The organism is Corynebacterium gottingense, assembly GCF_002285125.1.
In the GTDB taxonomy this organism is placed as follows: Bacteria; Actinomycetota; Actinomycetes; order Mycobacteriales; family Mycobacteriaceae; genus Corynebacterium; species Corynebacterium gottingense.
The window spans coordinates 104461-129742 of the sequence record NZ_NSGN01000006.1 but is presented as its reverse complement, the minus strand read 5'-3'; the positions used below and the strand labels follow the sequence as shown (position 1 = coordinate 129742).

25 protein-coding genes are annotated in these 25282 nt (G+C 68.7%); 23 read left to right on the top strand and 2 right to left on the bottom strand.

Going from position 1 to position 25282, the window contains the following annotated elements:
• The first annotated feature begins 12 nt into the window (after positions 1-12).
• Positions 13-702 carry a response regulator gene (locus CKJ82_RS07345; protein ID WP_095275143.1) on the top strand — a complete coding sequence of 230 codons (690 nt, stop codon included), beginning with the start codon at positions 13-15 and terminating at the stop codon, positions 700-702.
• Here the strand turns inward: CKJ82_RS07345 and CKJ82_RS07340 are convergent.
• A complete protein-coding gene (locus CKJ82_RS07340) occupies positions 699-1595 on the bottom strand; it encodes a DUF3109 family protein (protein WP_095537628.1) in 897 nt (298 codons plus the stop codon). The genes CKJ82_RS07345 and CKJ82_RS07340 overlap by 4 nt on opposite strands.
• Positions 1596-1628: 33 nt before the next feature.
• Between CKJ82_RS07340 and CKJ82_RS07335 the strand changes: the two genes are divergently transcribed.
• The 5 genes from CKJ82_RS07335 (at position 1629) to CKJ82_RS07315 (ending at position 5042) form a co-directional block, all read left to right on the top strand.
• Complete coding sequence (locus CKJ82_RS07335) at positions 1629-2585, top strand: Ppx/GppA family phosphatase (protein WP_095537627.1); 957 nt, start codon at positions 1629-1631, stop codon at positions 2583-2585.
• Entirely contained in the window at positions 2585-3412 is an 828-nt protein-coding gene (locus tag CKJ82_RS07330; RefSeq protein ID WP_095537626.1) for a hypothetical protein, read from the top strand. Before CKJ82_RS07335 ends, CKJ82_RS07330 begins: the two co-directional genes overlap by 1 nt.
• Positions 3413-3488: 76 nt before the next feature.
• Positions 3489-4322: a pyrroline-5-carboxylate reductase gene (gene proC / locus CKJ82_RS07325; RefSeq protein ID WP_095537625.1), complete on the top strand. Its 834-nt coding sequence runs from the start codon at positions 3489-3491 to the stop codon at positions 4320-4322.
• A gap of 210 nt (positions 4323-4532) precedes the next feature.
• Positions 4533-4724: a helix-turn-helix domain-containing protein gene (locus CKJ82_RS07320; protein WP_095275138.1), complete on the top strand. Its 192-nt coding sequence runs from the start codon at positions 4533-4535 to the stop codon at positions 4722-4724.
• A gap of 216 nt (positions 4725-4940) precedes the next feature.
• Positions 4941-5042, top strand: coding sequence for a 30S ribosomal protein bS22 (locus tag CKJ82_RS07315; RefSeq protein ID WP_003855542.1), 102 nt, complete (start codon positions 4941-4943; stop codon positions 5040-5042).
• Positions 5043-5186: 144 nt separating this feature from the next.
• Here CKJ82_RS07315 and CKJ82_RS07310 read toward each other — a convergent pair whose 3' ends face one another.
• Positions 5187-6239, bottom strand: a complete 1053-nt coding sequence (locus CKJ82_RS07310) for an HAD-IB family hydrolase (RefSeq protein WP_095537624.1) — start codon at positions 6237-6239, stop codon at positions 5187-5189.
• Positions 6240-6351: 112 nt separating this feature from the next.
• On the opposite strand from CKJ82_RS07310, the gene CKJ82_RS07305 reads away from it, so the two are divergent.
• The 17 genes from CKJ82_RS07305 (at position 6352) to CKJ82_RS07225 (ending at position 25257) form a co-directional block, all read left to right on the top strand.
• On the top strand, positions 6352-6570 hold the full coding sequence (locus tag CKJ82_RS07305; protein ID WP_095537657.1) for a glutaredoxin family protein: 219 nt from the start codon (positions 6352-6354) through the stop codon (positions 6568-6570).
• Positions 6571-6627: 57 nt separating this feature from the next.
• Positions 6628-7953, top strand: a complete 1326-nt coding sequence (locus tag CKJ82_RS07300; protein WP_095537623.1) for a glutamyl-tRNA reductase — start codon at positions 6628-6630, stop codon at positions 7951-7953.
• Positions 7953-8837, top strand: a complete 885-nt coding sequence (gene hemC / locus CKJ82_RS07295; RefSeq protein ID WP_095537622.1) for a hydroxymethylbilane synthase — start codon at positions 7953-7955, stop codon at positions 8835-8837. Before CKJ82_RS07300 ends, hemC begins: the two co-directional genes overlap by 1 nt.
• Positions 8838-9008: 171 nt before the next feature.
• Positions 9009-10733 (top strand): bifunctional uroporphyrinogen-III C-methyltransferase/uroporphyrinogen-III synthase, encoded by a 1725-nt coding sequence (locus tag CKJ82_RS07290; protein WP_095537621.1) that lies wholly within the window; start codon positions 9009-9011, stop codon positions 10731-10733.
• Positions 10734-10766: 33 nt separating this feature from the next.
• Positions 10767-11765 carry a porphobilinogen synthase gene (gene hemB, locus CKJ82_RS07285; RefSeq protein ID WP_165765405.1) on the top strand — a complete coding sequence of 333 codons (999 nt, stop codon included), beginning with the start codon at positions 10767-10769 and terminating at the stop codon, positions 11763-11765.
• Between the two features lie 5 nt (positions 11766-11770).
• Entirely contained in the window at positions 11771-12385 is a 615-nt protein-coding gene (locus CKJ82_RS07280) for a hypothetical protein (RefSeq protein WP_133064043.1), read from the top strand.
• Positions 12386-12396: 11 nt separating this feature from the next.
• The gene (locus tag CKJ82_RS07275) at positions 12397-12891 is read left to right on the top strand and encodes a hypothetical protein (protein ID WP_095537618.1); all 495 of its coding nucleotides are present in this window, start codon (positions 12397-12399) and stop codon (positions 12889-12891) included.
• Positions 12892-12906: 15 nt separating this feature from the next.
• Positions 12907-15474 (top strand): heavy metal translocating P-type ATPase, encoded by a 2568-nt coding sequence (locus CKJ82_RS07270; protein WP_095537617.1) that lies wholly within the window; start codon positions 12907-12909, stop codon positions 15472-15474.
• A gap of 25 nt (positions 15475-15499) precedes the next feature.
• The gene (hemE, locus tag CKJ82_RS07265) at positions 15500-16561 is read left to right on the top strand and encodes a uroporphyrinogen decarboxylase (RefSeq protein ID WP_095537616.1); all 1062 of its coding nucleotides are present in this window, start codon (positions 15500-15502) and stop codon (positions 16559-16561) included.
• Positions 16562-17947 (top strand): protoporphyrinogen oxidase, encoded by a 1386-nt coding sequence (locus CKJ82_RS07260; protein WP_095537615.1) that lies wholly within the window; start codon positions 16562-16564, stop codon positions 17945-17947. It abuts the gene before it with no gap.
• Between the two features lie 10 nt (positions 17948-17957).
• Positions 17958-19475, top strand: a complete 1518-nt coding sequence (locus tag CKJ82_RS07255; protein WP_133064042.1) for a CAP domain-containing protein — start codon at positions 17958-17960, stop codon at positions 19473-19475.
• Between the two features lie 19 nt (positions 19476-19494).
• Positions 19495-20223: a DedA family protein gene (locus CKJ82_RS07250; RefSeq protein ID WP_095537613.1), complete on the top strand. Its 729-nt coding sequence runs from the start codon at positions 19495-19497 to the stop codon at positions 20221-20223.
• A gap of 32 nt (positions 20224-20255) precedes the next feature.
• The gene (gene hemL / locus CKJ82_RS07245) at positions 20256-21584 is read left to right on the top strand and encodes a glutamate-1-semialdehyde 2,1-aminomutase (RefSeq protein ID WP_095537612.1); all 1329 of its coding nucleotides are present in this window, start codon (positions 20256-20258) and stop codon (positions 21582-21584) included.
• Positions 21581-22183 (top strand): histidine phosphatase family protein, encoded by a 603-nt coding sequence (locus tag CKJ82_RS07240; RefSeq protein WP_095537611.1) that lies wholly within the window; start codon positions 21581-21583, stop codon positions 22181-22183. The genes hemL and CKJ82_RS07240 overlap by 4 nt, the downstream gene beginning before the upstream one ends.
• A gap of 57 nt (positions 22184-22240) precedes the next feature.
• Complete coding sequence (locus CKJ82_RS07235; protein WP_095535237.1) at positions 22241-22831, top strand: TlpA disulfide reductase family protein; 591 nt, start codon at positions 22241-22243, stop codon at positions 22829-22831.
• Positions 22832-22883: 52 nt separating this feature from the next.
• A complete protein-coding gene (locus tag CKJ82_RS07230) occupies positions 22884-23612 on the top strand; it encodes a cytochrome c biogenesis CcdA family protein (protein WP_095275326.1) in 729 nt (242 codons plus the stop codon).
• Position 23613: 1 nt separating this feature from the next.
• Entirely contained in the window at positions 23614-25257 is a 1644-nt protein-coding gene (locus CKJ82_RS07225; protein ID WP_095537610.1) for a cytochrome c biogenesis protein ResB, read from the top strand.
• Positions 25258-25282 lie beyond the last annotated feature (25 nt).

Below are 25282 nucleotides of genomic sequence, written 5' to 3'. Positions count from 1 at the left end.
AAGGGAAGACCTGTGACCACCATCCTGATCGTTGAAGACGAAGAATCTTTGGCTGATCCCCTGGCCTACCTCCTGCAAAAGGAAGGCTTTGACACGCTCGTGGCACAGGACGGGCCCAGCGCACTCGACCAGTTCGGCGACAACGACGTGGACCTGGTCCTCCTGGACCTCATGCTGCCGGGCATGTCCGGCACCGAGGTGTGCAAGTCGCTGCGCTCCGTCTCCTCGGTCCCGATCATCATGGTCACCGCCCGCGACACGGAGATTGACAAGGTCGTGGGCCTGGAGCTCGGCGCCGACGACTACGTGACCAAGCCGTACTCAACCCGCGAGCTCATCGCCCGCATCCGCGCCGTGCTGCGCCGCGGTGGCGAGACGGAGGAGGCGAAGCCGGCCGAGCAGGAGGTCCTCGTTGGCGGCCGCGTCAAGATGGACATTGAGCGGCACACAGTGCTTATCGACGGCACGCCCGTCCCCATGCCACTCAAGGAGTTCGACCTTCTGGAGTACCTGATGCGCAACGCCGGCCGCGTCCTCACCCGCGGCCAGCTCATCGACCGGATCTGGGGCGCGGACTACGTCGGCGACACGAAGACGCTCGACGTCCACGTCAAACGCCTGCGCACCAAGATCGAGGCGGAGCCGTCCAAGCCGAAGCTGCTGGTCACGGTCCGCGGCCTGGGCTACAAGTTCGAGGGCTAAGCCTGCTTCCGGGCCGCCGGGTGAACCGCTTTCGCCTCGGCGGGTAGCGCCGCGCGCGCCGCGCAGTGCGCCGCCACGATCTCGTAGGGCTTCTCGCCGATCAGCGCGGTGAGCTCGTCCTTCATGGACTGCCACACCGGCGTCGCCGAGCCGCTGCCGGTGGGGGTGTGGCAGCTGGGGGCGCTGGTGCACCACCAGTCGAAGTCCTCGCCGCCCCCGCCCCACTGGCGCCGGTCGTACTCGCCGATGGTGGTGCGTAGAATCTCCTCGCCGTCGGAGCGCTCTTCGTACTCGTCCTCGCGCGAAAACGGCACCTGCCAGCACACTTCCGGTTTGGAGCCGATGATGTTGCGGCCCTCCGCCATCGCCCACTGGTGCAGGGCGCACCCCGGCCCCGTCCCCTCCTTTGAACGGTTGGCAAAGATGCACGCGCCGTCGACCACGCGGGTCTTAATGTGCGGCCCGTCGTCCTCTTCCTCAGTGTCGTCCCATTCCAGCCACGGCTCCAGGATGGTCGGGTCGGCGTTGGCGATGTAGGAGTCGGTCTCGGCGGGCCGCAGCTGCCAGTACTTCGCCGGCATTTCCGTAACGGCGTTGTAGAGGTCGTCGCGGTCTGACTCGTCCGAGAGATACGCGCCGTGGATGCAGCAGCCGACTACGGGGAAGCTCTCATCAATACCCAGGCACTCGGGCGTGCCAAACCGGCACGACCAGGTGGATTCCAGCCAGGTCAGGTCCAGGCTGAAGTAGTGGGTGGGGTCATCGGGGTGGACGAACTCGAACCATTCATGCGGGAAGTCTGGGCGGGTTTCGCGCCCGGCCAGGATGGACTTTCCGGCCGGCGAGTCTGCGGGGAAACCGAGAAAAACTTGGTTCGAAGCTGGCTGATTCACACCTCAACACGGTAGACCCATTACCCTAGTGGTGTGCGATTAGGTGTATTAGATGTTGGCAGCAATACCGTCCACCTTGTGGCGGTAGATGCCCACTCCGGCGGCCGCCCGACCCCGATGAGCGATTGGAAGCAGCCCCTGCGACTTGTGGAGCAGCTGGACGCGGACGGCAATATCGAGGACAAGGGCGTGAGCAAGCTTATCGACGCCGTGCAAGAGGCCAAGGACCTCTCCGACAAGCTCAAGTGCGATGAGTTGCTCGCGTTTGCCACCTCGGCGGTGCGTTCGGCGACAAACTCGGACGCGGTGCTGAAGAAGGTGGAGAAGAAGACCGGCGTGCAGCTGCGGGTCATCTCCGGCGAGGAAGAGGCGCGTTCCACCTTCCAGGCGGTCCGCCGCTGGTACGGCTGGTCCGCCGGTCGCATCACCAACCTGGACATCGGCGGCGGCTCCCTTGAGCTGTCCACCGGCACCGAAGAGGTGCCGGACTTGGCCGTGTCGCTCAACCTGGGTGCCGGCCGCCTGACCCACGAGTGGTTCGACACCGACCCGCCGGAGCGCAAGAAGATTAATGCGCTGCGCGATTTTATCGACGCCGAGCTCGCCGGCCCGGCCGACGAGTTCCGCGCGCTTGGCGAGGCCGGCCTGGCCGTCGGCACCTCCAAGACGTTCCGCTCCCTGGCCCGCCTCACGGGCGCCGCGCCCTCCTCGGCCGGACCGTACGTGCAGCGCACACTCACCGCCCCGGGGCTGCGCCAGCTCATCGCCTTCATTTCCCGCATGACAGCGGCGGACCGCGCGGAGCTCGAGGGCATCAACTCGGACCGCTCCCACCAGATTGTCGCGGGTGCCCTGGTGGCCGAAGCCGCGATGCGTGCACTTAATCTTGATAAGTTAGAGATCTGTCCTTGGGCGTTGCGCGAAGGCGTCATTCTGAAGCGGATTGACCAGGGACTTGCCCCAGGAGATGACGAAGGAGACAACGCCTAATGTCTGAGGAACGGCAGCTGACCGTTGCGGAGCTTCTTGCCCGGGCCCAGCAGGACAACCCCGAGGCAGGCAAGCGCCGTCGGCGTCGCCGCAGCTTGGAAGACGGCGGCGTGTCTGTCGCGGAGCTCACCGGGTCCCTGAAGAAGGTCGAGGCGCGCCCGCCGGAGTCGAAGCACTCCAACGTGCCTATCGACGCGCCCCCGCAGCCCCCCAAGGACGCGAAGCCAACCGGCGCTTCCGCCCCCGTCGAGGTGGTGAAGGTTTCGCCGGAGCCGGCGGAGCCGAAGCAGCCCGCGGAGCCGAAGGCGCCGTCCGCGGGCGACACCGCCGTCCTGCGCAAGGTCCCCGACGCGTCCGCCCCGAAGGCTGCGCCCAGGGCTGAGCCGAAAACTGAGTCTCAGGCTGCTGGCGCGTCGCGCCCGGTGCGCACCGAAGACACGTCGCAGATCCCGGTTGTCGCGCCGGAGCCGTCGGCAACCGCGCCCGTCGAGCCGCGCGAGGAGCGCCCCGTCGAGCCGGCAGCGCCTGTCCAGTCGCCGGAAGCAGCGGAGGCAGCGGAGGTGGACGAGCCGGTTGACGAGGGCGTCAACCCAATCGTCCTGGTCCTGCTGGTGTTCGTCGGCGTCCTGCTCGGCGTGCTCGGCTTCCTCGCCTTCCAGTGGATCTGGGCGCACATGTCCACCATCCTCGCCGCGATCCTGGGCGTGGTCGCCGTCCTCGCCGTCATCTTCGGCGTGCGCGCGATGCGCACCGGTAAGGACGCGCTGACCGTCACGATGGCGGGCATCGCCGCCGTGGTCATGGCGTTTGGCCCGGCGCTGATCTAAACGCCCCCGCAGTACAAACCCTCCACTGAGCCCTCCACTGAGCGCAACTGCCGGTGGAGGGTTTAGTCTGTCCACCATGGAATCCACGACTGCACCCACGTTCCAGGGCAAGATTGCCATCCTCGGCACCGGCAGCATCGGCGAGGCCCTGCTGTCCGGCCTGGTGGCCAGCGGCATCGACCCCAAACAGATCACGGCCACGAACCGCACGGCGGCGCGCCGTGACGAGCTCGCCGACCGCTACGGCGTCAACGTCACCGACGACAACAACGGCGCCGTCTCCGAATCGCAGGTGGCGTTCCTGTGTGTGAAGCCGGACCAGATCCTCGGCCTCATCGAGGACATCAGCACCGACATCGCCGATTCCGACTCCGCTACGGTGCTGGTCTCCATGGCCGCGGGCATCTCGCTGCAGGCGATGGAGGAGGCCGTCTCGGCCGCGGGTACCCCGATCGTGCGCGTAATGCCCAACACCCCGATGCTGGTGGGCAAGGGCGTGCTCGCCGCGGCGTTCGGCCGCTTCGTTGACGACGAGCAGCACGCCGCGATCAGCGAGCTGCTCTCCGCGGCCGGCAAGCTCGTCGAGGTCAAGGAGAAGCAGATGGATGCGGTCACCGCGCTCTCGGGCTCCGGCCCCGCCTATTTCTTCTTGGTCGCAGAGGCGCTTGTCGACGCCGGCGTGTCCCTCGGCCTGCCCCGCGACCTCGCCACCGAGCTCGCTTCCGCCACGGCCGCCGGCGCCGGCGCGATGCTGGAGGGGGAGCAGACGCCGACCGAGCTGCGGGCCGGGGTGTCCTCGCCGGCCGGGACGACGGTGGCGGCCATCCGGGAGCTCGAGGAGTCCGGGCTGCGCGGCGCGTTCTACCGGGCGACGGAGGCCTGCGCGAACCGTTCCGCGGAGATCGGGTGATGGTGCGTGGGGGTGGGTGTGGCGTCGATAGGCACTCTGCGCCCCACTCTTCACATCAATGACGCGGTGTCTCTGGGGACTCACAGAAAAATTTTGGCACTCAGGTCGCATTCGGCCCTGGTTTCACGATAGTCTGGTTCAGGCACGTGCGTGTTCGTCCTGTGGGAGGGGAAGCCTACAGCGCGACCGTGCTGAAGGGTTAAGTATTTTATGGCAAACGAAGACAAAGGTAAGTTCCTGACAGTCGCAGAGGTCGCAGAGATCATGCGCGTCTCCAAGATGACGGTGTACCGCCTCGTGCACTCCGGCGAGCTGCCGGCCGTGCGCGTGGGTCGGTCGTTCCGTGTGAACGAGGGCGCGGTGAATGAGTACCTGGAGTCCTCCGTCTACGACGTGGGATAACGCCCTTGCGTTGCAACCGGCGCCGCTCGCTTCCAGTCAAGGCGGGTGGTGCCGGATTTTTTGGTCGGACACGCGGCGGGCTGTATGCTGTCAACCATTGATGTCGGCGCACGCCCTGCGGAGTGTGCACCTCACGCCGGCCCGTTCGCCCCGCTTGGCGGGGTGGCGGTCGCGCTGACAGGCACTGTACGTACACCAAGGAAACGAGGAAGCCCCATGGGTTCTGTGATCAAGAAGCGCCGCAAGCGCATGTCCAAGAAGAAGCACCGCAAGATGCTGCGCCGCACCCGCGTTCAGCGTCGTAAGCTGGGCAAGTAGGCCTTGCCGGCCCGCACCCGTTCCCGTTGGGGCGGGTGCTTTTTCGTGCCCGCGCACCTGTGCCGGGTGGGGTGCGGCCTAGCTGACGAAGACCGGATGACGAAGATGCGAGAGGCTAGTCGCATCTTCGTCATGGCCGTCTCGTCATCCTTCAGGAGCCGCATCAGTATGGTCGGCGCCCCGCCTCGCCGCGGCCACACTCGCCACACCGGCAACCGCGACCGCACCCGCAACGCCCAGCGCCACGCGGCTGCGCGCCAGCTTGCGCAGCGGCCGGTACTCGCGCACCGCCCACCCGGCTGCGCGGGCGTGGCGGCGCAGCGCCCGGTCCGGGTTCACCGCCACCGGCACCCCGACCATGCCGAGCATGGGCAGGTCATTGATGCTGTCCGAATAGGCCGTGCATTTGTCCAGGTCAAGGCGCTGGATCGCGGCAAGCGCCGCCACTGCGTGCTTCTTGCCGGGGCCGTGCAGGATGTCGCCGACCAGCCGCCCTGTGAACACCCCGTCCTGCTCCTCCGCGACGGTGCCCAGCGCGCCGGTGAAGCCGAGCCGCTTCGCCAGCGCCTGGCCGATCTGCACGGGCGTGGCGGAGACCAGCCACACCTGCTGGCCCGCGGCGATGTGCATGCTGGCCAGCTCGATCGTGTCCTGGTACGCCTTGTCCAGCATCTGGCGCTCCACGATCTCCTGGCACAGCGCCTTAAGCTCGTCGACGCGCTTGCCTTTCACAATCCCCAGCGCCTGCTCGCGCCCCGCGGCGATGTCCGAGTGGCTCTCCGCGCCGCGCAGCCGGTACCGGATCTGCTTGAGCAGGGCCGGGAACAGCTCGCCGGCGGTGATGAAGCGCCGTCTCGCCAGCCCCTCGGCGAGCAGGATGAGCGAGGAGCCCTGGATGAGGGTGTTGTCCACGTCAAAGAACGCGGCGGCCTCGGTGTCCTGCGGCACGTCCGGGTCCGGCGGGGTGATGGTGGGGGTGCCGGCGGTGTTGAAGGCGCCGCCGACGGAGTCGATGCCGAGCGAGAAATCGTCGATAGTCAGCCCGAAGGTTTCCTCGATGGCGGCCGCCGCGGCGGCTTCGCCGGCAGTGCGTTGGGCGGAGGCGTCGAGCGGGGGCAGGGCGAGTTCCTCCAGGAAGCGCCGGAAGTTTCCGTGGGAGACGGACCAGTACGCGAGCAGATCGCGGTGTTCGGTCATGTCCTGCCTTTCGCGGTCGGGGGTGCGCGTGAGATAGCTTGGAACTCTGGAATATCGTACCGCTTGGGTTTCCGTGGAGAGGGAGTGACCAAACGTGAAGAGGGTCGAGCTCATGGTGCGCGAGGGCTGCGGGTCGTGCGACCGCGTCGCCGCGCAAATCCGCCCGCTCGTGGCAGAGTGCGGCGCGGAGCTTTCGCTTATCGACGTCGACGCCAACCCCGACGACGCCGCCGAGTACGGTGACCGCGTCCCCGTCGTGGTGATCGACGGCGAGGAGTTCGCCTGCTGGGAGGTAGACTCGGACGACCTCGTCGCGGAACTTAGGTCGTAGCGGGGTATCCTTTAGTTTGATTTTTTCTGGATTTGGCTGGATTGCTGGAGTGATTGTGTGAGTGTGCTCGTCGTAGGGATGTCGCACCGTTCTGCGCCGGTGGCGCTGCTGGAGCGGCTGAGTATGGACGAGACGGTGCAGCACGACACGGCGACGGCGCTGGTGTCCCGGCCCGCGCTGACGGAAGCGATGATCATCTCCACCTGCAACCGTCTCGAGGTCTACACCGTGGCGACCGCCTTCCACGCCGGGGTCGAGGACGTGCTGCACGTGCTCGCGGACGTCTCAGGCGTGCCCGAGGCGGAGCTGCGCGGCTACCTCTACGTGCGCTACGCCGATGCCGCTGCGGAGCACATGTTTACCGTGGCCGCGGGGCTGGACTCCATGGTGGTGGGGGAGCAGCAGATCATCGGCCAGGTGCGCTCCGCCTACTCGGACGCCGCCGAGCGCGGCACCGTCGGCCCGGCCCTGCACTCGCTGGCACAGACCGCGCTGCACACCGGCAAACGCGTGCACAGCGAGACTGCGATTGATGATTCCGGCGCGTCCATGGTCACGCTCGGCCTGGACCAGGCCATGCGCGAGATGGAACGAGAGGACTTCTCCGGCACCACCGCGCTGGTCCTGGGGGCGGGCGCGATGAGCTCGCTGGCCGCCACCCACCTGGGCAAGCGCGGCGTGGACAAGCTGATCATTGCGAACCGGACGCGCTCGCGCGCCGAGCGCGTGGCCGAGCACGCCCGGGAGGCGGGCGTTGCCGCGGAGGTCGTGGACTTCAACGCCCGCGCCGGCGCGATCGGCCGGGCGGACATCACCGTCTCCGCCACGGCGTCGGACGACTTCACCATCACCCCCGAGGACCTGTCCGGCCCGACCGTGCTGGTGGACCTTTCCCTGCCGCGCGACATCGATGACGCCGTCACCGAGCGCGATGGCGTGCGCCTGATCAACATCGAGTCGCTGCACGCGACGTTGCGCGACAACGACAGCGAGGATTCCCGCGCGCTGCAGCAGGCGGAGGCCATCGTGCGCGAGGAGGTCGAGGAGTTCAGCTCGGAGCAGCGCGTCCGCGACGTCGCGCCGGCGGTGACGCGGCTGCGCAAGACGGCCGCGGAGGTGCAGGCGCAGGAGCTCGACCGGCTGCGCACGCGCCTGCCCAACCTCTCCGAGGAGGAGTTTGACCAGGTTGGTAGGGCGGTGAAGCGTGTCGTCGATAAGCTTCTGCACACGCCGACGGTGAAGATTAAGGAGCTGGCCGCATCCTCGGAGACGGTGAGTGTAGAAATGGCGATCGAGGAGCTGTTCGGGCTCGGGCGATCCTCGGTGGCGGTGGACGCGCAGCGCCTGCCGCGGCCGGACGAACTGCAGGCGAAGGAGAACTGATGCTCAAGATTGGTACACGCGGGTCCCACCTGGCCACCACGCAGGCTGGCCACGTGCGCGACGCGCTGATCGCGGGCGGCGCTGAGGCGGAACTGCATATCGTGACCACCGCCGGCGACCTGAATATGTCGCCCGTCGAGCGCATCGGCGTCGGCGTGTTCACCACCGCGCTTCGCGACGCCCTCGCGTCCGGCGAAGTCGACGTGGCCGTCCACTCGTTCAAGGACCTCCCCACGGCTGGCGACGCCCGCCTCCACCTCGTCACCCCGGAGCGCGAGGACAACCGCGAAGCGCTCATCGCGCGCGACGGGCTGACGCTCGCGCAGCTGCCGCAGGGCGCGAAGGTGGGCACCTCGGCGCCGCGGCGCGTCTCGCAGCTGCGGTCGCTGCGCCCCGACCTGGACATTCGCCCGCTCCGCGGCAACATTGAGACCCGCATGAGCTACGTCGAGCGCGGCGAGCTGGACGCGATCATCCTCGCCTACGCGGGGCTGTGCCGCGGCGGGTACGCCGAGCGCGCCACCGAGGTGTTCGGCCCGGCCACACTCATGCCTGCCCCGGCGCAGGGTGCGCTGGCCGTGGAGTGCCGGGCGGACGACGCGGCGACGCGCGCAGCGCTCGACGCACTTGTCAGTGCGGAGGCGACCGCGTGCGCCGCCGCCGAGCGCCAGGTGCTGGCCACCCTCGAGGCGGGCTGCACCGCCCCGGTCGCGGCGTACGCGGAACTGGGGGAGCACGGCGCGCTGACGCTCCACGCTGGCGTCTTCGCCGTGGACGGCTCCGCGCAGCTGGTGGAGACGTTGACCGGCACCGATGCCGCGGCGCTGGGGCGCGAGGCCGCCGAGAAGCTGCTCGAGCGCGGGGCCGCGGACATCATGGAGTAAGACGCGGGTTTGGTTTTCGGGCCGCTTCCATCTTAAGGTGTAACTACCATACGTCGGATTGCCCCGGCGCAACTGGGTCCCATGGGGAGGGCGCGCCTTGCTGCGCGCAGCCCGCACTGAGCGTCCTGTTGCGCCGAGGCTACTGTTTTGCGCCTTAGAAAAGATCGTTCTATGACATTGCCCTCGCTTACGCCCCCACCGGGGAAGGTCATCTTCGTCGGTGCAGGCCCGGGCAACCCTGATCTGCTTACCGTCCGCGCACGCGAGGTGATGGAAACTAATTCTATCGCCCTCGTTGATCCGGACGTCGCTCAGGGTGCCCGAGACGTCGTCGCCGCTAAACTGCCTGTTCCCAAGGCTAAAATGCAGGCCGCCGACGAGGCGTACGCGCGCATGGTCGCGGAAGCGAAGGAAGCGGGTGCGCGCCGAAAGCCGCCGCGCCCGGACGACCCGACCGCGGCCGAGGTAGAGGAGCTCGCGCTGTCCGCCGACACCATCGTGGAGGCCGTGCAGCGCGCCCTGGGTGAGGCCGCAGCGTCCATCGAGCGCGGCGAGGCCGGCGACGGCGACGTGGTCCGCCTGGTCCGCGGCAACCCGCTGACCCGCGACGCGGTGATGGAGGAGATCTCCGCCGTCGCCGCCGCGGGCATCGAGTTCCAGGTCGTGCCGGGCATGAGCCTGCCGTCCACGGTGCCGTCGTTTGCGGGCATCGCGCTCGGCTCCACCTACACCGAGGCGGACCTGACCTCCGGTATCGAAGGCATCGACTTTGACCAGCTGGCGTCCGCGCCGCAGCCGCTGGTGCTGCAGGCGGAGCAGGAGCAGCTGGCCGAGATCGCCGACGCGCTCATGGAACGCGGCTTCGGACCGTCCACGCCGGTCGCGGTGACGACCCACGGCACGACGCGCCTGCAGCGCACCGTCGACGCCACCCTGGAAACCCTGGGCAAGCTGGACGCCGACCTGCCCGGATCCCTCGTGGTCACGCTCGGCGCGGTGGCGGATGACCGCTCGAAGTACTCGTGGTGGGAGAACCGCCCCCTCTACGGCTGGCGCGTCCTCGTGCCGCGCGCGAAGGAGCAGGCCGGGCCGATGAACGCCCGCCTGAGCTCCTACGGCGCGATCCCGCAGTCCGTCCCCACCATTTCTATGGAGCCGCCGCGCAACCCGGCGCAGATGGACCGCGCGATCAAGGGCATCGTGGAGGGCCGCTACCAGTGGGTCCTCTTCACCTCCGTCAACGCCGTGAACGCGGTGTGGAAGAAGTTTGCGCAGCTGGGCCTGGACGCCCGCTCCTTCGCCGGCGTCCACCTGGGCGCGGTGGGGCAGAAGACGGCGGACGCGCTGCGCGCCCGCGGTATGTTCCCCGAGCTGGTGCCGCACCGCACGAAGCAGAACGCGGCCGGGATGGTGGAGATCTTCCCCGAGTACGTCGAGGACATCGACCCCGTCAGCCGCGTGCTGCTGCCGCGCGCCGACCTCGGCTCCGACCTGCTCGTCGACGGCCTGAAGGAGAAGGGCTGGGAGGTCGACGACGTGGTGGCGTACCGCACGGTGCGCGCCGCCCCGCCGGCTCCCGAGACCCGCGACCTGATTAAGACGGGCGGCTTCGACGCCGTCTGCTTCACCTCCGCGTCCACGGTGAAGAACCTCGTGGGCATCGCGGGCAAGCCGCACCAGCGCACCATCATCGCCTGCATCGGCCCGAGCACCGCGGCCGAGGCGAAAGAGCAGGGGCTGCGCGTGGACGTGGTGCCCGAGGTGGCGGACGTGCCTTCGCTTATCGACGCCCTCGCGAACCACGTTGCCAACCTGCGTGCCGCCGGCCAGCTCCCGCCCCCGCGGAAGAAGCGCCGCACCCGCCGCAAGCCCGTGGCCAAAGCGTCCGGCGAGTAGGTACGCACGGCCGCGGGGCCTATGATGGTGGCCATGTCTACCTACGATTTGCCCCGCCGCCCCCGCCGCCTCCGCCAAAACGCCGCGATGCGCGCGTTGAGTGCGGAGACGCGCTTGCACCCAGCGGACTTCATTCTCCCGATGTTTGTGGCCGACGGCATCGAGGAAAAGCGCGAGATCACGTCCATGCCGGGCGTGTACCAGCACACCACGGACTCCCTCAAGGCACTGTGCCACGAGGCGCTCGAGGCCGGCGTGAAGTGCATCGACCTGTTCGGCGTTCCCCTGGACGAGGACAAGGACGCCACCGGCTCCGTCGCCTGGGACCCCGAGGGCGTGCTCAATCGCAACCTGCGCGCGCTGCGCGAGGAGTTTGGCAACGACCTGCTCATCATGGCGGATACCTGCCTGGACGAGTTCACCGACCACGGCCACTGCGGCGCCCTGAGCACGGACCGCTACGGCAACCAGTTCGTGGACAATGACGCCACGCTGCCGCTCTACGCCCAGATGGCTGTCTCCCAGGCGGAGGCGGGCGCGCACATCGTGAGCCCGTCCGGCATGATGGACGGCCAGATCGCCGTCATCCGCGAGGCCCTCGACCAGGCCGGCCACCAGGACGTGGCCATCATGGCGTACTCCGCCAAGTACGCGTCGAAGTTCTTCGGCCCGTTCCGCGACGCCGTCGGCTCCTCCCTCCAGGGCGACCGCCGCACCTACCAGCAGGACCCGGCCAACATCCGCGAGTCGCTGCTGGAGACGGAGCTGGACCTCGACGAGGGCGCGGACTTTGTCATGGTGAAGCCGGCCCTGCCGTACCTGGACGTGCTGAGCCAGGTCGCCGAGATTTCCCCGGTGCCGGTGGCCGCCTACCAGGTCTCCGGCGAGTACGCGATGATGGTCGCCGCCGGCCGCAACGGCTGGATCGACTTCGAGGCAACGATGATGGAGTCGCTAATATCCATCAAGCGCGCCGGCGCGGACCAGATTCTGACCTACTACGCCATCGAGGCAGCAAAGGAACTGAAGTAGCGTTTATGGTTAGCCTTCCCCCGACGCCCCAGCGGGCACCGGAGCAGCGCCCGATGCCGGACGGAGGAGCGTCGTCAAGCACTTCGATGCCCGAGGCCGTGCGCCTCATGCTCGCGTGCTGGGCGGTGATGATCGGCGGCGAGCTGATTCACCAGATCCTCACCGTGGTCATGACCGTGCTGGACCCCGCCCCGCTGCGCGAGAGCGCCAAGGAGGCGGCGAAGGGCCAGGATCTCAGCGACGCCATGCTCAACCTCGGCATCTACGGCTCGCTTGTGCTCATGGCGCTGATCCAGCTACTCATCCTGGCCGGGTTTGCCGTCGCGCTGCGCATGGTGGCCAACCGGGGGAAGCGCGCGGCGGCGGCGCGACGCCTCCTGCAGATCTTTGCCACCTTCTTCGCGCTGCGCATGGTCACGCTGTACATGATGTCGCCGGGGTCCACGGCGGTGCCGATCGCGCTGTACGGGGCGGACGGCGTCGTGCAAATCATCCTCGGCGTGGCGGGCGCGATGGGACTGTTCTACGCTTCGCAGAAGGACTCGGGGGACTGGGTAGAGCCGCCGGCGCACCAATCTCCGCAACAGCCACAGCACGACGATCCCGCGGGTAAACAGTAAAGGAGCAACCGATGGCCGGAATGTTTCCCACCTTCGTTGCAGACCCGAACGACCCCAACCGCCGCTACACCGGCAAGGTCGGCGAGGCCTGGCCCGGCCAGTTGCGCGCCGGGTACTACGCAGCGCTGGCCGGCGCCGTGCTGCTGCTGTTGTTCGGCATGCTCATGCTGGCCAGCGGCGCGCCGAAGGACGCGGACGCCGAGTTCGCGGACGCGTTTGCGCGCAACATGCGCATCGTCGCCTGGTGCAACATCGTCCTCGCCCTGGTGATCGCGGGGTGCGCCTCCTACTTTGCGCGCGGCTCCAAGACAGCGCGGCGCGTGTTTGCCATCGCCGCCGCCGTGGCGATCTTCCTCAACCTGGCCGGGTTCTTCCTCAACGTGGCGGGTTGGGGCGTGTTCGCGGTAGTGATCCTGCTGGTCGCCGCCCTGTTCTTCGCGTTCCGCCCCGCCGCGAACGCGTTTGTGGACGAGCGCAGCGGCTCCCCCTGGCGGGGCGTGGACTAGCGCGAGGGATTCAGCATGTCAGAGCAGACTCAGCAGCAGACGGCTGCGCTCGAGCAGACCATTGTGGCCGCCCGCGAGGCGGCGATGGAATGCGGCGTGGACCTGGACTCGCCCCGGATCGGGGCGGACGGTAACCCGCGTTACCCGAACACCTCCTACGCCTTCGAGCTCGACGGGCTCGAGGACGGACCACAGCTCAAAGACATCGAGGCGGCGCTGGAGGAGCTGGACGGCGTCGCCGCGCGCCTGGTGTACTCCTCCAAGACGGCGTGGATCACCGCGCCGAGCACCACGCCGATCGCGGACCTTGAGGCCGTGTTCGCGCGCTTCGGTGTGAGCGCCCGGCTTACGGATTCCACGCTGCGCCGCAGGGTGCTCGGCCGGGCGGCGGCCGCGCGTCCGGTGCCGCGGCGGGGTGTGCGGGGGCTGAGCGGGAGGCGTCGAAAGTTGCGCCACGACGAGCTGGTCAGCCTGCGCCGCGCCCGCGCGCAGGGGTTCGTGGACTCGGCGTCGCGCGCCGCGCGCGCCCGGGAGAACGAGGACGTCCTGTTCACCGCCCGCGACCTGGTCACGCCGGTGCGGATGTGGCTAGCAATCGTGCTGACGCTCCCGGTGCTGCTCCTCACGTACGTCTCCGACCTGCAGTTTGACGGCTGGCAGTGGGCGTGCTTCGCGCTGACCACCCCGGTCGCACTGTGGTGCGCGTTCCCCTTCCACCGCGCGATGGCGGGCGGCGTGCGCCGCGGCATCTCGGCGCTGGACGGAGCAAGTTCCATCGCCATCCTCGCCGCCTACTTCTGGTCCGCCGCCGTGCTGCTGTTCACGCCGGCGGGGGAGCTCAACTGGCGCAACTACGGCAGCTGGGTCCCGCTCACCATGGTGGAGGAGCCCGGCCTGTTTTTCGAGGTCGCCTGCACCATCACCTCGCTCCTCCTCGTCGGCCGCTTCTTCAGCATGCGCGTGCGCCCGCACCTGCAGGAGGACCTCTCCGGCCGTGTCCCCGACGCGGAGTCGACCTACATGGTCCGCCGCCGCTCGCGCACGGGCAAGGTCATCGAGGAGCCGCTGCCCGCCGCCGAGATCAACCGGGGCGACGACATTGTCATCCTCCCGGGCGCGATCATCCCCGCCGACGGCGAGGTGGTCGGCGGTTGCGGCACGCTCGAGCAGGAGCTTATCGACGCCCACGAGTCCCCCACCCTCAAAGTGGGCAGCCACGTCTACGCGGGGTCGGTGCTGCGCAAGGGGAAGGTGAAGATCCGCGTCTCCCGGGTCGGCCACGCGACCCGGCTGGCCTCGGTCAACCGCTGGCTGGAGCGCGCCTCGGAGCACCAGAACGCGACGACGATGGTGTCCACCCGCGCCGCGGGCATGCTCATCCCGGTGGCGTACGTGCTGGCGGTGCTGGACTTCGGCCTGTGGCTGCTGTTCACGGGGAACCTCAACGCGGCGTTTTCCACAGCGCTGGCGATCCTGGCGGTGGTCGCACCGGTGGCGCTGGCGATCTCGACCGCGCTGGCCATCCGCCTGGGCATCGAGTCAGCAGCGCGCAACGGCATCCTGGTCCGCGACGGCTCCACCTTCCGCACCCTGGAGGCCACCGACGTGGCCGTGTTCAACCGGGTGGGCACCCTGGTGGAGCCGAAGATGAAGGTGGAGACGGTCACCGCGGAGATCGGCGAGGACCCGGCTTTGGTGCTGGGGATCGCGGGCGCGCTGTCGGTGGAGTCGGATCACCCGGCGTCGCGTGCGATTGTGAAGGCGGCGCGCGAGGCCCGCGACAAGCGCGACAAGGACGCGGGCGGGCCGACCTGGTTCGAGCTGGCCAACGAGGACACGACCCCGGACGGCTCGGTGCGCGGCCGCGTCACGCTCACCTACGAGGACCAGCGGACCGAAAACCTGGACGCCATCCTGTGGCGGCCCACGAACCTGTCGCAGCTGCAAGGCCGGCTCTCCCTGGCCGCCACGGCCGGCGGCACCCCCGTCGTCGTGCGCTGGAAGGGCCGCGACCGCGGCGTCATCACCCTGTACGACCCGCCGAAGGCAGACGCCACCAGCGCGATTGACCGGCTGGAATCCATCGGCGTGGAGACCATCATGCTCACGCGCGATACGTACCCGGTGGCGCGCCGCTTCGCCGACTTCCTCGGCATGTCCCGCGTGCTCGCGGGCATCACCGCCCCCGACAAACCGCACGCGGTGCGCGCGCTGCACACCAAGGGCGCGACCGTCGCCATGGTGGGCGACCACAGTGCGGTGCGCACCCTGCGCGTCGCGGACGTGAGCATCCTGTACGCCGACGATGCCCTGCTGGGCGCGAACACGGGCAAGGTGGAGGAGAAGTGCAACGTGCTCCTCCTGCGCCGGGACGTCACGGCGGTGCCACAGCTGGTGGAGCTCGCGCGCCGGGTGTGCCGGACCATCGACTCGAACATGGTGATCGCCTGGACCTATAACGCGGCCGCGATCCTGCTGGCCATCGCCGGTGTGCTGCCCCCGGTCGGGGCCACGCTGCTCATGCTGGGCAGCTCCCTGGTCATCGAGTTGCGCTCGGTGCGCGTGCGCCATTTCCCGGCCTGATTTCTACCGCGTAGGCTGGGAAACCATGACCAGACGCGACCTTTCCTCCGCCCCGCTCATCGAGGCCGCCAATGGCCGCACCCCGTCGCGCACCCCGGTGTGGTTCATGCGCCAGGCGGGCCGTTCACTGCCCGAGTACCGGAAGGTGCGCGAGGGTATCCCGATGCTGGACTCTTGCTTCATGCCGGAGCTGCTCGCTGAGATCACGCTGCAGCCGGTGCGCCGCCACGACGTGGACGCGGCGATCCTCTTTTCCGACATTGTCGTCCCGCTCAAGGCGGCGGGCGTGGGCGTGGAGATCGTCCCGGGCCGCGGCCCGGTGATGGACGCGCCGGTGCGCTCGCTGGCGGACGTGCAGCACCTGCCGATCCTGGACCACACGGTGGACGAGGTCGCCGAGGGCATCCGCATCATCCTGGACGAGCTCACCGATACCCAGGCGCTCATCGGCTTCGTCGGCGCACCGTTCACCCTGGCCAGCTACCTCATCGAGGGCGGACCGAGCAAGAACCACGAGACCACGAAGGCGATGATGCACGCCGAGCCGGAGACGTGGCACGCGCTCATGCGCCGCCTGGTGCCCACCATCATCACGTTCCTGCGCACCCAGGTCGAGGCGGGGATCGACGCCATGCAGCTGTTCGACTCGTGGGCCGGCTTCCTCACGGAGCGCGACTACCGCAAGTTCGTCCTGCCGTACTCCACGGAGATCCTGGAATCAGTCGCGGGGGAGATCCCGCGCATCCACTTCGGCGTGTCCACCGGCGAGCTCCTCGGCGCGATGAGCGAGGCCGGCAGCGAGGTCATGGGCGTGGATTGGCGCGTCCCCCTCGACCGCGCCGCCACGCGCTTCGCCTCCCCCCGCGTCCTGCAGGGCAATTTGGACCCGGCGATGCTCTTCGCCGGCGAGGAGGTCGTCGCCCGCGAGGTCGCCCGCATTAAGGGCGAGGCGGAGCAGGCGCTTATCGACGGCCACGCCACCGGCCACATCTTCAACCTCGGCCACGGCGTCCTGCCCACCACGGACCCGGACGCCATCACCAACGCCGTACGGCTTATTCACGACACTCACAGCACGGAGGCTTAAATGCACATCGCCATCATCGGCGCCGGACTCGCCGGCCTGACCTGCGCCTACGAACTGCGCGGCAGCGGGCACGAGGTGGACGTCTACGAGGCCACCGACCGCATCGGCGGCAAGCTCTACACCGTCGCGTTTGAGGGCGGCCCCACCGACATGGGCGCTGAGGCGTTCCTGTCGCGCCGGGTCGACGCGGTCGAGTTCTTCACCGAGCTGGGGGTGGGGGACTCGCTCGTCGCGCCGTCCGGCCTCGGTTCGCTGGTGTACGTGGACGGCGAGGCGCGCCCGCTGCCGCGGGGCGGTGTGATGGGGATCCCGGCGGCGTCGGCAAGCGTTGCTCATCTTGTGAGCGAGGAGACCGCCGCGCGTATCGACGCCGAAGGCGACGCCCCCGGCTTCGACTGGGAGATCGGCGGCGACGTGAGCGTGGGCGCGCTGGTGCGCGAGCGCTATGGCGACGAGGTGGTGGACCACATCGTGACGTCGCTGCTCGGCGGGGTGTACTCGTGCAGCGCCGACGACCTGGGTGTGCGCGCGACCATCCCGCAGCTGGCCGAGGAGCTGGACCGCCTGGCCGAGGCGGGCCCGGTGCACCTGTCGGAGGCCGTGCGCAACCTGGAGCAGGCGCGCAAGGAGCTGCCGACCGGCCAGGGCCCCGTCTTCAGCGCGTTCCGCGAGGGCTACCAGGAGGCGTACGAGGCGCTGGCGGAGCAGTCCGGCGCGAAGATATACATCGACGCGTTCATCTCCGCGATCACGCGCGAGGGCGAGGGCTACCGCCTCAAGGGCGGCGAGGACGCGGTGTACGACCGCGTGGTGCTCGCCGTGCCCGCGCCGACGGCCGCGATGCTGCTGAAGCAGGTGGAGCCGGAGGTGGCGGCCACGCTCGCGCCGATCAAGCTGGCCAACTCGGCGGTGGTGGGCATGCGCTTTGCTACCGACGACGGCCTGCCCCAAAATTCGGGCGTGCTGGTTGCCGCGGGCGCGGAGGATGTGCACGCGAAGGCGTTCACGCTCTCCTCGCGCAAATGGCCGCACCTGGCCGAGCGCGGCGGGGCGCTCGTGCGTGCCAGCTTTGGTCGCTTCGGCGACGATGTGGCGATCCGGGCCTCCGAGGACGACCTGGTGGACTGGGCGCTCGACGATTTGCAGACCGTCACCGGCTTCGACGGCCGCGAGGCCGGCTTGGAGGAGATCTTTGTCCAGCGCTGGTTCGGCGGGCTGCCGTGCTTTGATGAGCACCACCTCGCCACCGTGGACAAGGCGCTGGCGCAGCTGCGCGAGTCCGGCTCCGGCATTGCCGTCACCGGCGCGTGGGTCGGCGGCGTGGGCGTGCCCGCCGTGATCGCGAACGCGCGCGAAACTGCGCGGGGTCTGGGGAAAAACTGCTAACCTGCTGGGTATGCAGAAAACTCTTGGACTTGTGCTGGCCGCGAGCTGTTCGGCGGCGTTGGTTGTTGCGCCTCCGGCGCTGGCTGAGGACGCGGCTTCGGTGTCGCAGGAGCGCTGTGTCGCGCTGCGCACCGCTGTACACGACGCGACCGACGCGCTGCGCTCCGCCGAGGCGCGCGACCGCGAGGCGCAGCAGGCGCTGGACGCGGCGCAGCGCGATGTCGACGCTGCGGAGCAGGAGCGCACGGCGAGCGCGAACCTGGTCAAGGATGCGCAGCGTGCCCTCGACAGCGCGACCCAGGACCGCGACGCCGCGCAGACCGCGGTGCCGGGAGGCGTGACGGTCGACTCCGCCGAGGCGGCACTCACGCAGGCAAAGGCGCGCGCCGAGGAGGCCCGCGCTGCGCTGGAGGCGAGCAAGGCCGAGGCGCGGGCCCAGTTCGACCGGGGCTCGCTCGGATTCTTCGAAGCGATGGGGGCCGACGACGCCGTCGCGGAGCTGCACACGGACTACCGCTACGACGACGAAGATGAGGTCACCGGGCAGACCGGGTACCGCATCGCGGACGATACGAACATCGGCGCCAAAGGTGACGCGACGCACCTGGACAACATGAAGGCGGCAATCGAGTGGCTGCCGGAGGCGAACGAGCTCCGCGAAAGCGAGGGCCGGGATGCCTTGCCCGTGTCGGATTTCTTGATGGCGCAGGCGCAGGTGAACATCAACTGGTCGCAGCAGCTGCCGCGCGGCCACTCTCACAACGGGTGGGATAACTTGTCGTGGAACGCGGAGAACCCGTTCGACGGGTGGTTCCACGAGGAGCGCCCTAAGTACTTCGAGGCGAAGGAGCAGGGGCGCGACCCCTTCGCCGCGGGCGCCGGCCACTACATGGCCTTGGTGAACCCGCAGATGCGCGCGACCGGTTTCGCGGTGAACACGGAGGAGTTCCTCTACCACGGCTTTACGTGGCGCGTCGCGCACGCGCAGACGTTCGCTCACCTCACAGTGGAGGGGCCGACGTATTCGGTAGAGGAGTACACCGAGCGCTTCAACACCTACTACGACGAGCTCGTCCGCGCCGTGAACGAGGGCGATGCGCAGAAGCAGGAGGCACTCGAGCAGCGCGAGGCTGCCGTGGCCCAAGCGGAGGACACGCTTACGGCGGCGCGGGCGCTGCGTGCCGCCGAACAGGCCGTGGCGAAGCGCGCGCAGGAACTCGAGGCAGCGAAGCAGGAGCAGTCGGCGCGCCAGGCCGCGGCCGACGAGGCCCTGGCGGCTGCGAAGCGCTCGCTGGGCGAGGCGACGCAGGCCGCCGAGGCCGCACAGGTGGCCGTGAAGGAGGCCCGGGCGAACGCCGCGGAGGCCACGGCCGAGTACGAGCCCGTGAAGGGGGAGTGCGCGCCGGTGGCCGGTGAGCCGAAGGAAGGCTCGTCGACGGGTGGCATCATCGCCGCCGTGGTGCTCGGCCTGCTGGCAGTCGTGGGAATTGCGGTGGCGTCGAACCCTGCGCTGCTGAATATGTTCTAACTCGGTAGACTTCACGTCTATGTCGAGTGAGGACGCGGACGGCGAGGGCAAAGTCCAACAGCACACCCCGGAATCGGAACCGGAGTGGTGGGATCAGCCAGGCATGCCCTGGAACGAAAAGCCCACCAAGGCGGACTACTGGTGCCTGGGCTGGTTCGGCTTCATCGGTATTTTCGGCCTCGCGCTCATTCCGTTCCGCGCCTGGCTGCTGGGCCTGGACCCGCCGATCATGCTGGCGTTGACGGGCTCGAGGATTGGCGCGGCGTCGACAGGCGCCCTGGCCTCGGTGGGCGAGGCGCAGCACTGGCTGCTGTACCTGCTCATCGGCTCGATCGTGGCGATCAAGTTCGACTGGGTGTACTGGTGGGCCGGCAAGCTGTGGGGGCGCGGCATCCTGGACGTGCAGGCGCAGAACTCCAAGCGCGCGGCGAAGAACATCGCGCGCGTGGAGCGGTGGGGGATGAAGCTGGGCTGGCTGGGCATTTTCCTGGCGTACGTGCCCATCCCGCTGCCGATCGCGTTCGTGGTTTTCGTGCTTATGGGCATGACTGAGATGCCGCTGTGGAAGTTCATGCTCCTGGACTTCGTGTCCAAGACGCTCTGGTCGCTGGGCTACGTCGCGCTCGGCTGGTGGATCGGCGAGCCCGTGGTGTACGTGCTGGAGCAGTACGCGCGCGTGGCCAATTGGATCGCGATTGGTCTGCTCGTGGTCATCTTCTTCGGGGCGATGCGCAGGAAGAGGAAGTAGGCGTGTGCCCCCATCGCCTAGGATGGGCAACTATGACAACTTCGGCCAAGTATCCAACGTCCGCACACACGTCCCGCTCCGCCGAGCTGTGGCAGCGCGCGCAGCAGGCCACGCCCGGCGGCGTGAACTCGCCGGTGCGCGCCTTCGGCTCGGTCGGCGGCCAGACGCGCTTCATCGAGAGCGCGCACGGGAGCACGCTTATCGACGTCGACGGGAACGCCTACGTCGACCTCATCAATTCCTGGGGCCCGATGATCCACGGCAACGCACACCCGGAGATCCTCGAGGCAGTGCAGAAGGCGATGCGTGACGGCCTGAGCTTCGGCGCGCCCACCGAGGCGGAGGTGCAGATCGCGGAGATGATCGTGGGCCGTACCTCGGTGGAGGAGGTGCGCATGGTCAACTCCGGCACCGAGGCGACGATGTCCGCGGTCCGCTTGGCGCGCGGCTACACCGGCCGCCCCAAGATCATCAAGTTTGACGGCTGCTACCACGGCCACGTCGACGCGCTCCTCGCCGCAGCAGGCTCCGGGCTGGCCACGTTCTCCCTGCCGGACTCGCCGGGTGTGACGGGCGCGCAGGCGGCGGACACCATCGTGGTGGCCTACAACGACATCGAGGCCGTGAAGGCCGCGTTCGCGGAAAACGAGGGCGAGATCGCCGCCGTGATCGCCGAGGCAGCCTCCGGCAACATGGGCACGGTCGCGCCGCAGGACAACTTCAACGCCAAGCTCAAGGAGGTCGCGCACGCCAACGGCGCGCTGCTGATCCTGGACGAGGTGATGACGGGCTTCCGCACCTCGTATGCGGGCTGGTACGGCGTGGACCACGTGGCGGGAGACCTGACCACTTTTGGCAAGGTCATCTCCGGCGGCCTCCCGGCCGCGGCCTTCGGTGGGCGCAAGGAGATTATGGAGCGTCTCGCGCCGACTGGGCCGGTGTACCAGGCGGGTACCCTTTCGGGCAATCCGGTCGCGATGGCGGCGGGCATGGCGTCGTTAAGCTTGGCCTCGGAGGACATCTACCCGGTGCTGGAGCGCAACGCCAGCACCCTGGCCAAGCTGGTGTCCGACGCGCTGAAGCGCGAGGGCGTGGCGCACAACGTGCAGCGCGCCGCGACGATGCTGTCGTTCCGCTTCGCCGAGGGCGAGGGCCACAACTTTGCTGACATGAAGGCGGCGGACACCTTCCGCTACGCGCCGTTCTTCCACGCGCTGCTGGACAACGGCGTGTTCGCCCCGCCGAGCCCGTTCGAGACCTGGTTCGTCTCCACCGCGCTCACCGACGAGGACTTCGGCCGGATCGAGGAGGCCCTGGTGCCCGCGGCGAAGGCTGCGGCGCAGGCGGTGGCGCCCGAGTGACGCGCACGACTGTGCACCTCGTGCGGCACGGCGAGGTCTACAACCCGAAGAAGGTGCTCTACGGGCGCATGCCCGGCTACCACCTGAGCTCCCGCGGCCGGTCGATGGCGGCGGTGACCTCGCAGTTCTTCGAGGGGCGCGACGTGACGTACCTGGCGGCGAGCCCGCTCGAGCGCGCGCAGGAAACGGCGGAGCCGATCGCGGAGGTGACCGGCTGCGAGGTGCACACCCGCACCGACATCATCGAGGCCGGCAACACCTTCGAGGGGCTGCGCACCAAGGGCTGGCGCAGCCAGCTGCTCAACCCGATCCGGTGGCGGCACATGACAAACCCGCTGGAGCCGAGCTGGGGCGAGTCCTACGAGGCGATCCGCGTGCGGATGTGCGACGCCGTGGACAGCGCCCGCGCCGAGGCGGAGGGCCACGAGGCGGTGCTGGTGAGCCACCAGCTGCCCATCGTCATGGTGCAGCGCTACGTGCAGGGCAAACGCCTCGCGCACGCGAGCCGCGAGTGCGACCTGGCCAGCGTGACGTCACTTGTGTTTGACGGCGACGTTGTTGTTGACTGGTCCTACGACACTCCGGCCGAACGCATCTAGCCCGCTCTGCTGGGCCAGCGTGCCGGAGTTTTTGAACAGATGAATTGAGAGGTGCCCATGTCCCGACGGACCGCGCTGAGCGCGATCGCAGCGCCGATGGCCGCGTTGCTCCTGCTCACCGGCTGCGCCAGCTCTGGTGAGGGAGACAACTTTGCGTTCCATTCCCCGGGCGGGCAGACCGAGATCTTCTACGAGGAATCCGAGCGCAAGCCGGTGGAGCACTTCAGCGGCGAATCGCTCACCGAGCCGGGCACCACGGTGGACCTGCACGACTTTGACGGCAAGATCGTCGTCCTCAACGCCTGGGGCCAGTGGTGCGCGCCCTGCCGTGCGGAGGTGGATGACTTGCAGGAGGTGCAGGAGCACCTGAACGCGGACGGCACCGGCACGGTCCTGGGCATCAACGTGCGCGACCCGCAGCCGGAAATCGCCCGCGACTTCGTCGCCGACAACGGCGTGACCTACCCGTCGATATACGACCCGCCGTTCAAGACCGCTTCCTTCCTCGGCGGCGTGCCCAGCTCCGTGATCCCCACGACGATCGTGCTGGATAAGCAGCACCGCCCGGCCGCGGTGTTCCTGCGCGAGGTGACCGCCCAGGACGTGCTTGAGGTGACCGACAAGCTGGCGCAGGAGGGGCAGAGCTAGCGTGGGCGAGGCGTTCTCAGAGGTTGTGGCCACCGGACCGCTCCTGCTCGGCATGTTGGCCGCCGCGCTGGCCGGCCTGGTGTCCTTCGCGTCCCCCTGTGTGGTCCCGCTCGTGCCCGGCTACATGTCGTACCTGACCAGCGTGGTCGGCGGCGAGATGACCGTGGACCAGGACGGCGTGCGCGTGAAGTCGCGCCGCTGGGCCGTCGCCGGTGCCGCCGGCCTGTTCGTGGCCGGCTTCACCGTGGTGTTCCTGCTGGCCACCGTCTCCGTGTTCGGCGCGATCAGCCTGATCACCCTCAACGCCGAGGTGCTCATGCGCGTCGGCGGCGTGATCACCATCGCGATGGGCGTGGTGTTCCTGGGCGCGGTGCCGGCGCTGCAGCAGGACCGGCGCTTGCAGCCGCGGCGCTGGGCCAACGTGCTCGGCGCCCCGCTGCTCGGCGGCGTGTTCGCGCTGGGGTGGACGCCCTGCCTCGGGCCGACGCTGGCGGCGATCATGTCGGTCTCCGTCGGCACCGAGGGGATGACCGCGGCGCGCGGCGTCCTGCTGGTAGTGGCGTACTGCCTGGGCCTCGGCCTGCCGTTTGTGGTGGTGGCGCTGGGGTCCGCACAGGCGGTGCGCAGCGTCGAGTTCCTGCGCCGCCACTCCCACACCATCAAGGTGATCGGCGGCGTGCTGATGATCCTCGTCGGCGTGCTCCTTGTCACCGGCGCGTGGAACGTGTTCGTCGGCTGGATCCGACAGTGGACCTTGCAATATGGAGCGACGGTGATCTGAGATGCAACTCGTATCGGCGGCAACGACCTGGCTGCGCAAGACGTGGCACTGGCTGACCAGTATGCGCACCGCGCTCGTCCTGCTCTTCCTCCTCTCGCTCGCCTCCATTCCGGGCGCCCTGCTCCCGCAGCGCAACGTGAGCGAGTCGCTCGTGCAGGACTACCTGGACGCCAACCCGACGATGGGTCCGATTTATGACAGGTTGCAGCTTTTCGACGTCTTCAGCTCCTCCTGGTTCGTCGCCATCGTCACCCTGCTGATGATCTCCCTGGTCGGCTGCATCATCCCGCGCTCCATCGACCACTGGCGCGCCTACCGCGCCACCCCGACGCGCGCGCCGCGCTACCTCTCGCGCATGCCCATGCACGCGCAAGCCACGGTGGACGCCGGCCAGGACGAGGTGGAGGCGAAGGTCCGCCGCCTGCTCAAGCGCTGGCACGTGGCCGCCTACTCGCCGGAGGAGGACCGCGCCGGGACATTCTCCCTGGCCGCCGAGCGCGGCTACACCCGCGAGCTGATGAACCTGCTCTTCCACGTGGGCATCGTCGGCATGATCGTCGCCTTCGCCGCCGGCCGCATGGTCTTCTACGAGGGCCAGGTCATCGTGGTGACCAACTCCGAGTCCCAGTACGCCGTGCCGGTGGAGCAGTCCACCGAGTTCTGCAATACGTCCCCCGCCAACTTTGACGTGTTCCGCGCGGGGCCGCTTTTCGACGGCACCGGGCTCACCCCCTTCTGCATCGATGCACACAACTTCCGCGCCGAATACTTAAACAGCGGCCAGGCGAACGGCTTCTGGTCCGACGTGTCCTACACCGACGACCTGACCGCGCCGAAGGACAGCTGGCAGGAGACCACCCTGGCGGTCAACCACCCGCTGCGCATCCACGGCGACCGCGTCTACCTGCAAGGCCACGGGTTCGCCCCGCAGGTCACGGTGACGTGGCCCAACGGCGAGACTCGCACCCAGATGATGCAGTTCCGCCCCACGGACACGCAGACGTTCCTGTCCTCGGGCGTGATGCGCTTCGACCCGCCCGCCGGCATGTTCCCGGACCTGGCGGACCGCCGCCAGAACCAGATCGCCCTGGAGGGAAACTTCGCGCCGACGGCCCAGTGGGGCGGCCAGGACGGGGAGACGCTGCAGTCGTCGTTCCCGTCGATGGATGACCCGGCGCTGTCCATGGACATCTACCGCGGCGACGCTGGCTTGGACTCGGGCCGCCCGCAGAACATCTTCGTGCTCGACCAGATGCTCATCGCGGAAGGCCAGCTGCAGAAGCTGGAGCGCGTCAACCTCACCCCGGGCGAGGAGATCACCGTGGACGGCGGGATCAAGGTGCGCTTCGACGGCGCGGCCGAGTACGCCAACTACCAGATCTCCCGCGACCCGACGCAGGTGTGGGCACTGGTCACCACAGTGATCATGCTCGCCGCGCTCGCCGGCTCGCTGACCATCAAGCGCCGCCGCGTCTGGGTCCGCCTCGCCCCGGTCGCCGGCGGCGGGACCGCGGTGGAGATCGCGGGCCTGGCGCGCACCGACCGCGCCGGGTGGGGCCCGGAGTTTTCCGAGCTCGTCGAGGAGATCCTGGGGGAGCACCCGGATGATGACGGGGACGATGACGAGCTGGATGACCTTGGATAATGGCCCGCTGATGGAGTAGATTGAG

Bases quoted from the DNA above. Each gene is read 5' to 3' on its own strand.
- CKJ82_RS07330 (WP_095537626.1), top strand. From the start codon at position 2,585: ATGTCTGAGGAACGGCAGCTGACCGTTGCGGAGCTTCTTGCCCGGGCC.
- proC (WP_095537625.1), top strand. From the start codon at position 3,489: ATGGAATCCACGACTGCACCCACGTTCCAGGGCAAGATTGCCATCCTC.
- CKJ82_RS07320 (WP_095275138.1), top strand. From the start codon at position 4,533: ATGGCAAACGAAGACAAAGGTAAGTTCCTGACAGTCGCAGAGGTCGCA.
- CKJ82_RS07315 (WP_003855542.1), top strand. From the start codon at position 4,941: ATGGGTTCTGTGATCAAGAAGCGCCGCAAGCGCATGTCCAAGAAGAAG.
- CKJ82_RS07310 (WP_095537624.1), bottom strand. From the start codon at position 6,239: ATGACCGAACACCGCGATCTGCTCGCGTACTGGTCCGTCTCCCACGGA.
- CKJ82_RS07305 (WP_095537657.1), top strand. From the start codon at position 6,352: ATGGTGCGCGAGGGCTGCGGGTCGTGCGACCGCGTCGCCGCGCAAATC.
- hemC (WP_095537622.1), top strand. From the start codon at position 7,953: ATGCTCAAGATTGGTACACGCGGGTCCCACCTGGCCACCACGCAGGCT.
- CKJ82_RS07290 (WP_095537621.1), top strand. From the start codon at position 9,009: ATGACATTGCCCTCGCTTACGCCCCCACCGGGGAAGGTCATCTTCGTC.
- hemB (WP_165765405.1), top strand. From the start codon at position 10,767: ATGTCTACCTACGATTTGCCCCGCCGCCCCCGCCGCCTCCGCCAAAAC.
- CKJ82_RS07280 (WP_133064043.1), top strand. From the start codon at position 11,771: ATGGTTAGCCTTCCCCCGACGCCCCAGCGGGCACCGGAGCAGCGCCCG.
- CKJ82_RS07275 (WP_095537618.1), top strand. From the start codon at position 12,397: ATGGCCGGAATGTTTCCCACCTTCGTTGCAGACCCGAACGACCCCAAC.
- CKJ82_RS07270 (WP_095537617.1), top strand. From the start codon at position 12,907: ATGTCAGAGCAGACTCAGCAGCAGACGGCTGCGCTCGAGCAGACCATT.
- hemE (WP_095537616.1), top strand. From the start codon at position 15,500: ATGACCAGACGCGACCTTTCCTCCGCCCCGCTCATCGAGGCCGCCAAT.
- CKJ82_RS07260 (WP_095537615.1), top strand. From the start codon at position 16,562: ATGCACATCGCCATCATCGGCGCCGGACTCGCCGGCCTGACCTGCGCC.
- CKJ82_RS07255 (WP_133064042.1), top strand. From the start codon at position 17,958: ATGCAGAAAACTCTTGGACTTGTGCTGGCCGCGAGCTGTTCGGCGGCG.
- CKJ82_RS07250 (WP_095537613.1), top strand. From the start codon at position 19,495: ATGTCGAGTGAGGACGCGGACGGCGAGGGCAAAGTCCAACAGCACACC.
- hemL (WP_095537612.1), top strand. From the start codon at position 20,256: ATGACAACTTCGGCCAAGTATCCAACGTCCGCACACACGTCCCGCTCC.
- CKJ82_RS07235 (WP_095535237.1), top strand. From the start codon at position 22,241: ATGTCCCGACGGACCGCGCTGAGCGCGATCGCAGCGCCGATGGCCGCG.
- CKJ82_RS07230 (WP_095275326.1), top strand. From the start codon at position 22,884: ATGTTGGCCGCCGCGCTGGCCGGCCTGGTGTCCTTCGCGTCCCCCTGT.
- CKJ82_RS07225 (WP_095537610.1), top strand. From the start codon at position 23,614: ATGCAACTCGTATCGGCGGCAACGACCTGGCTGCGCAAGACGTGGCAC.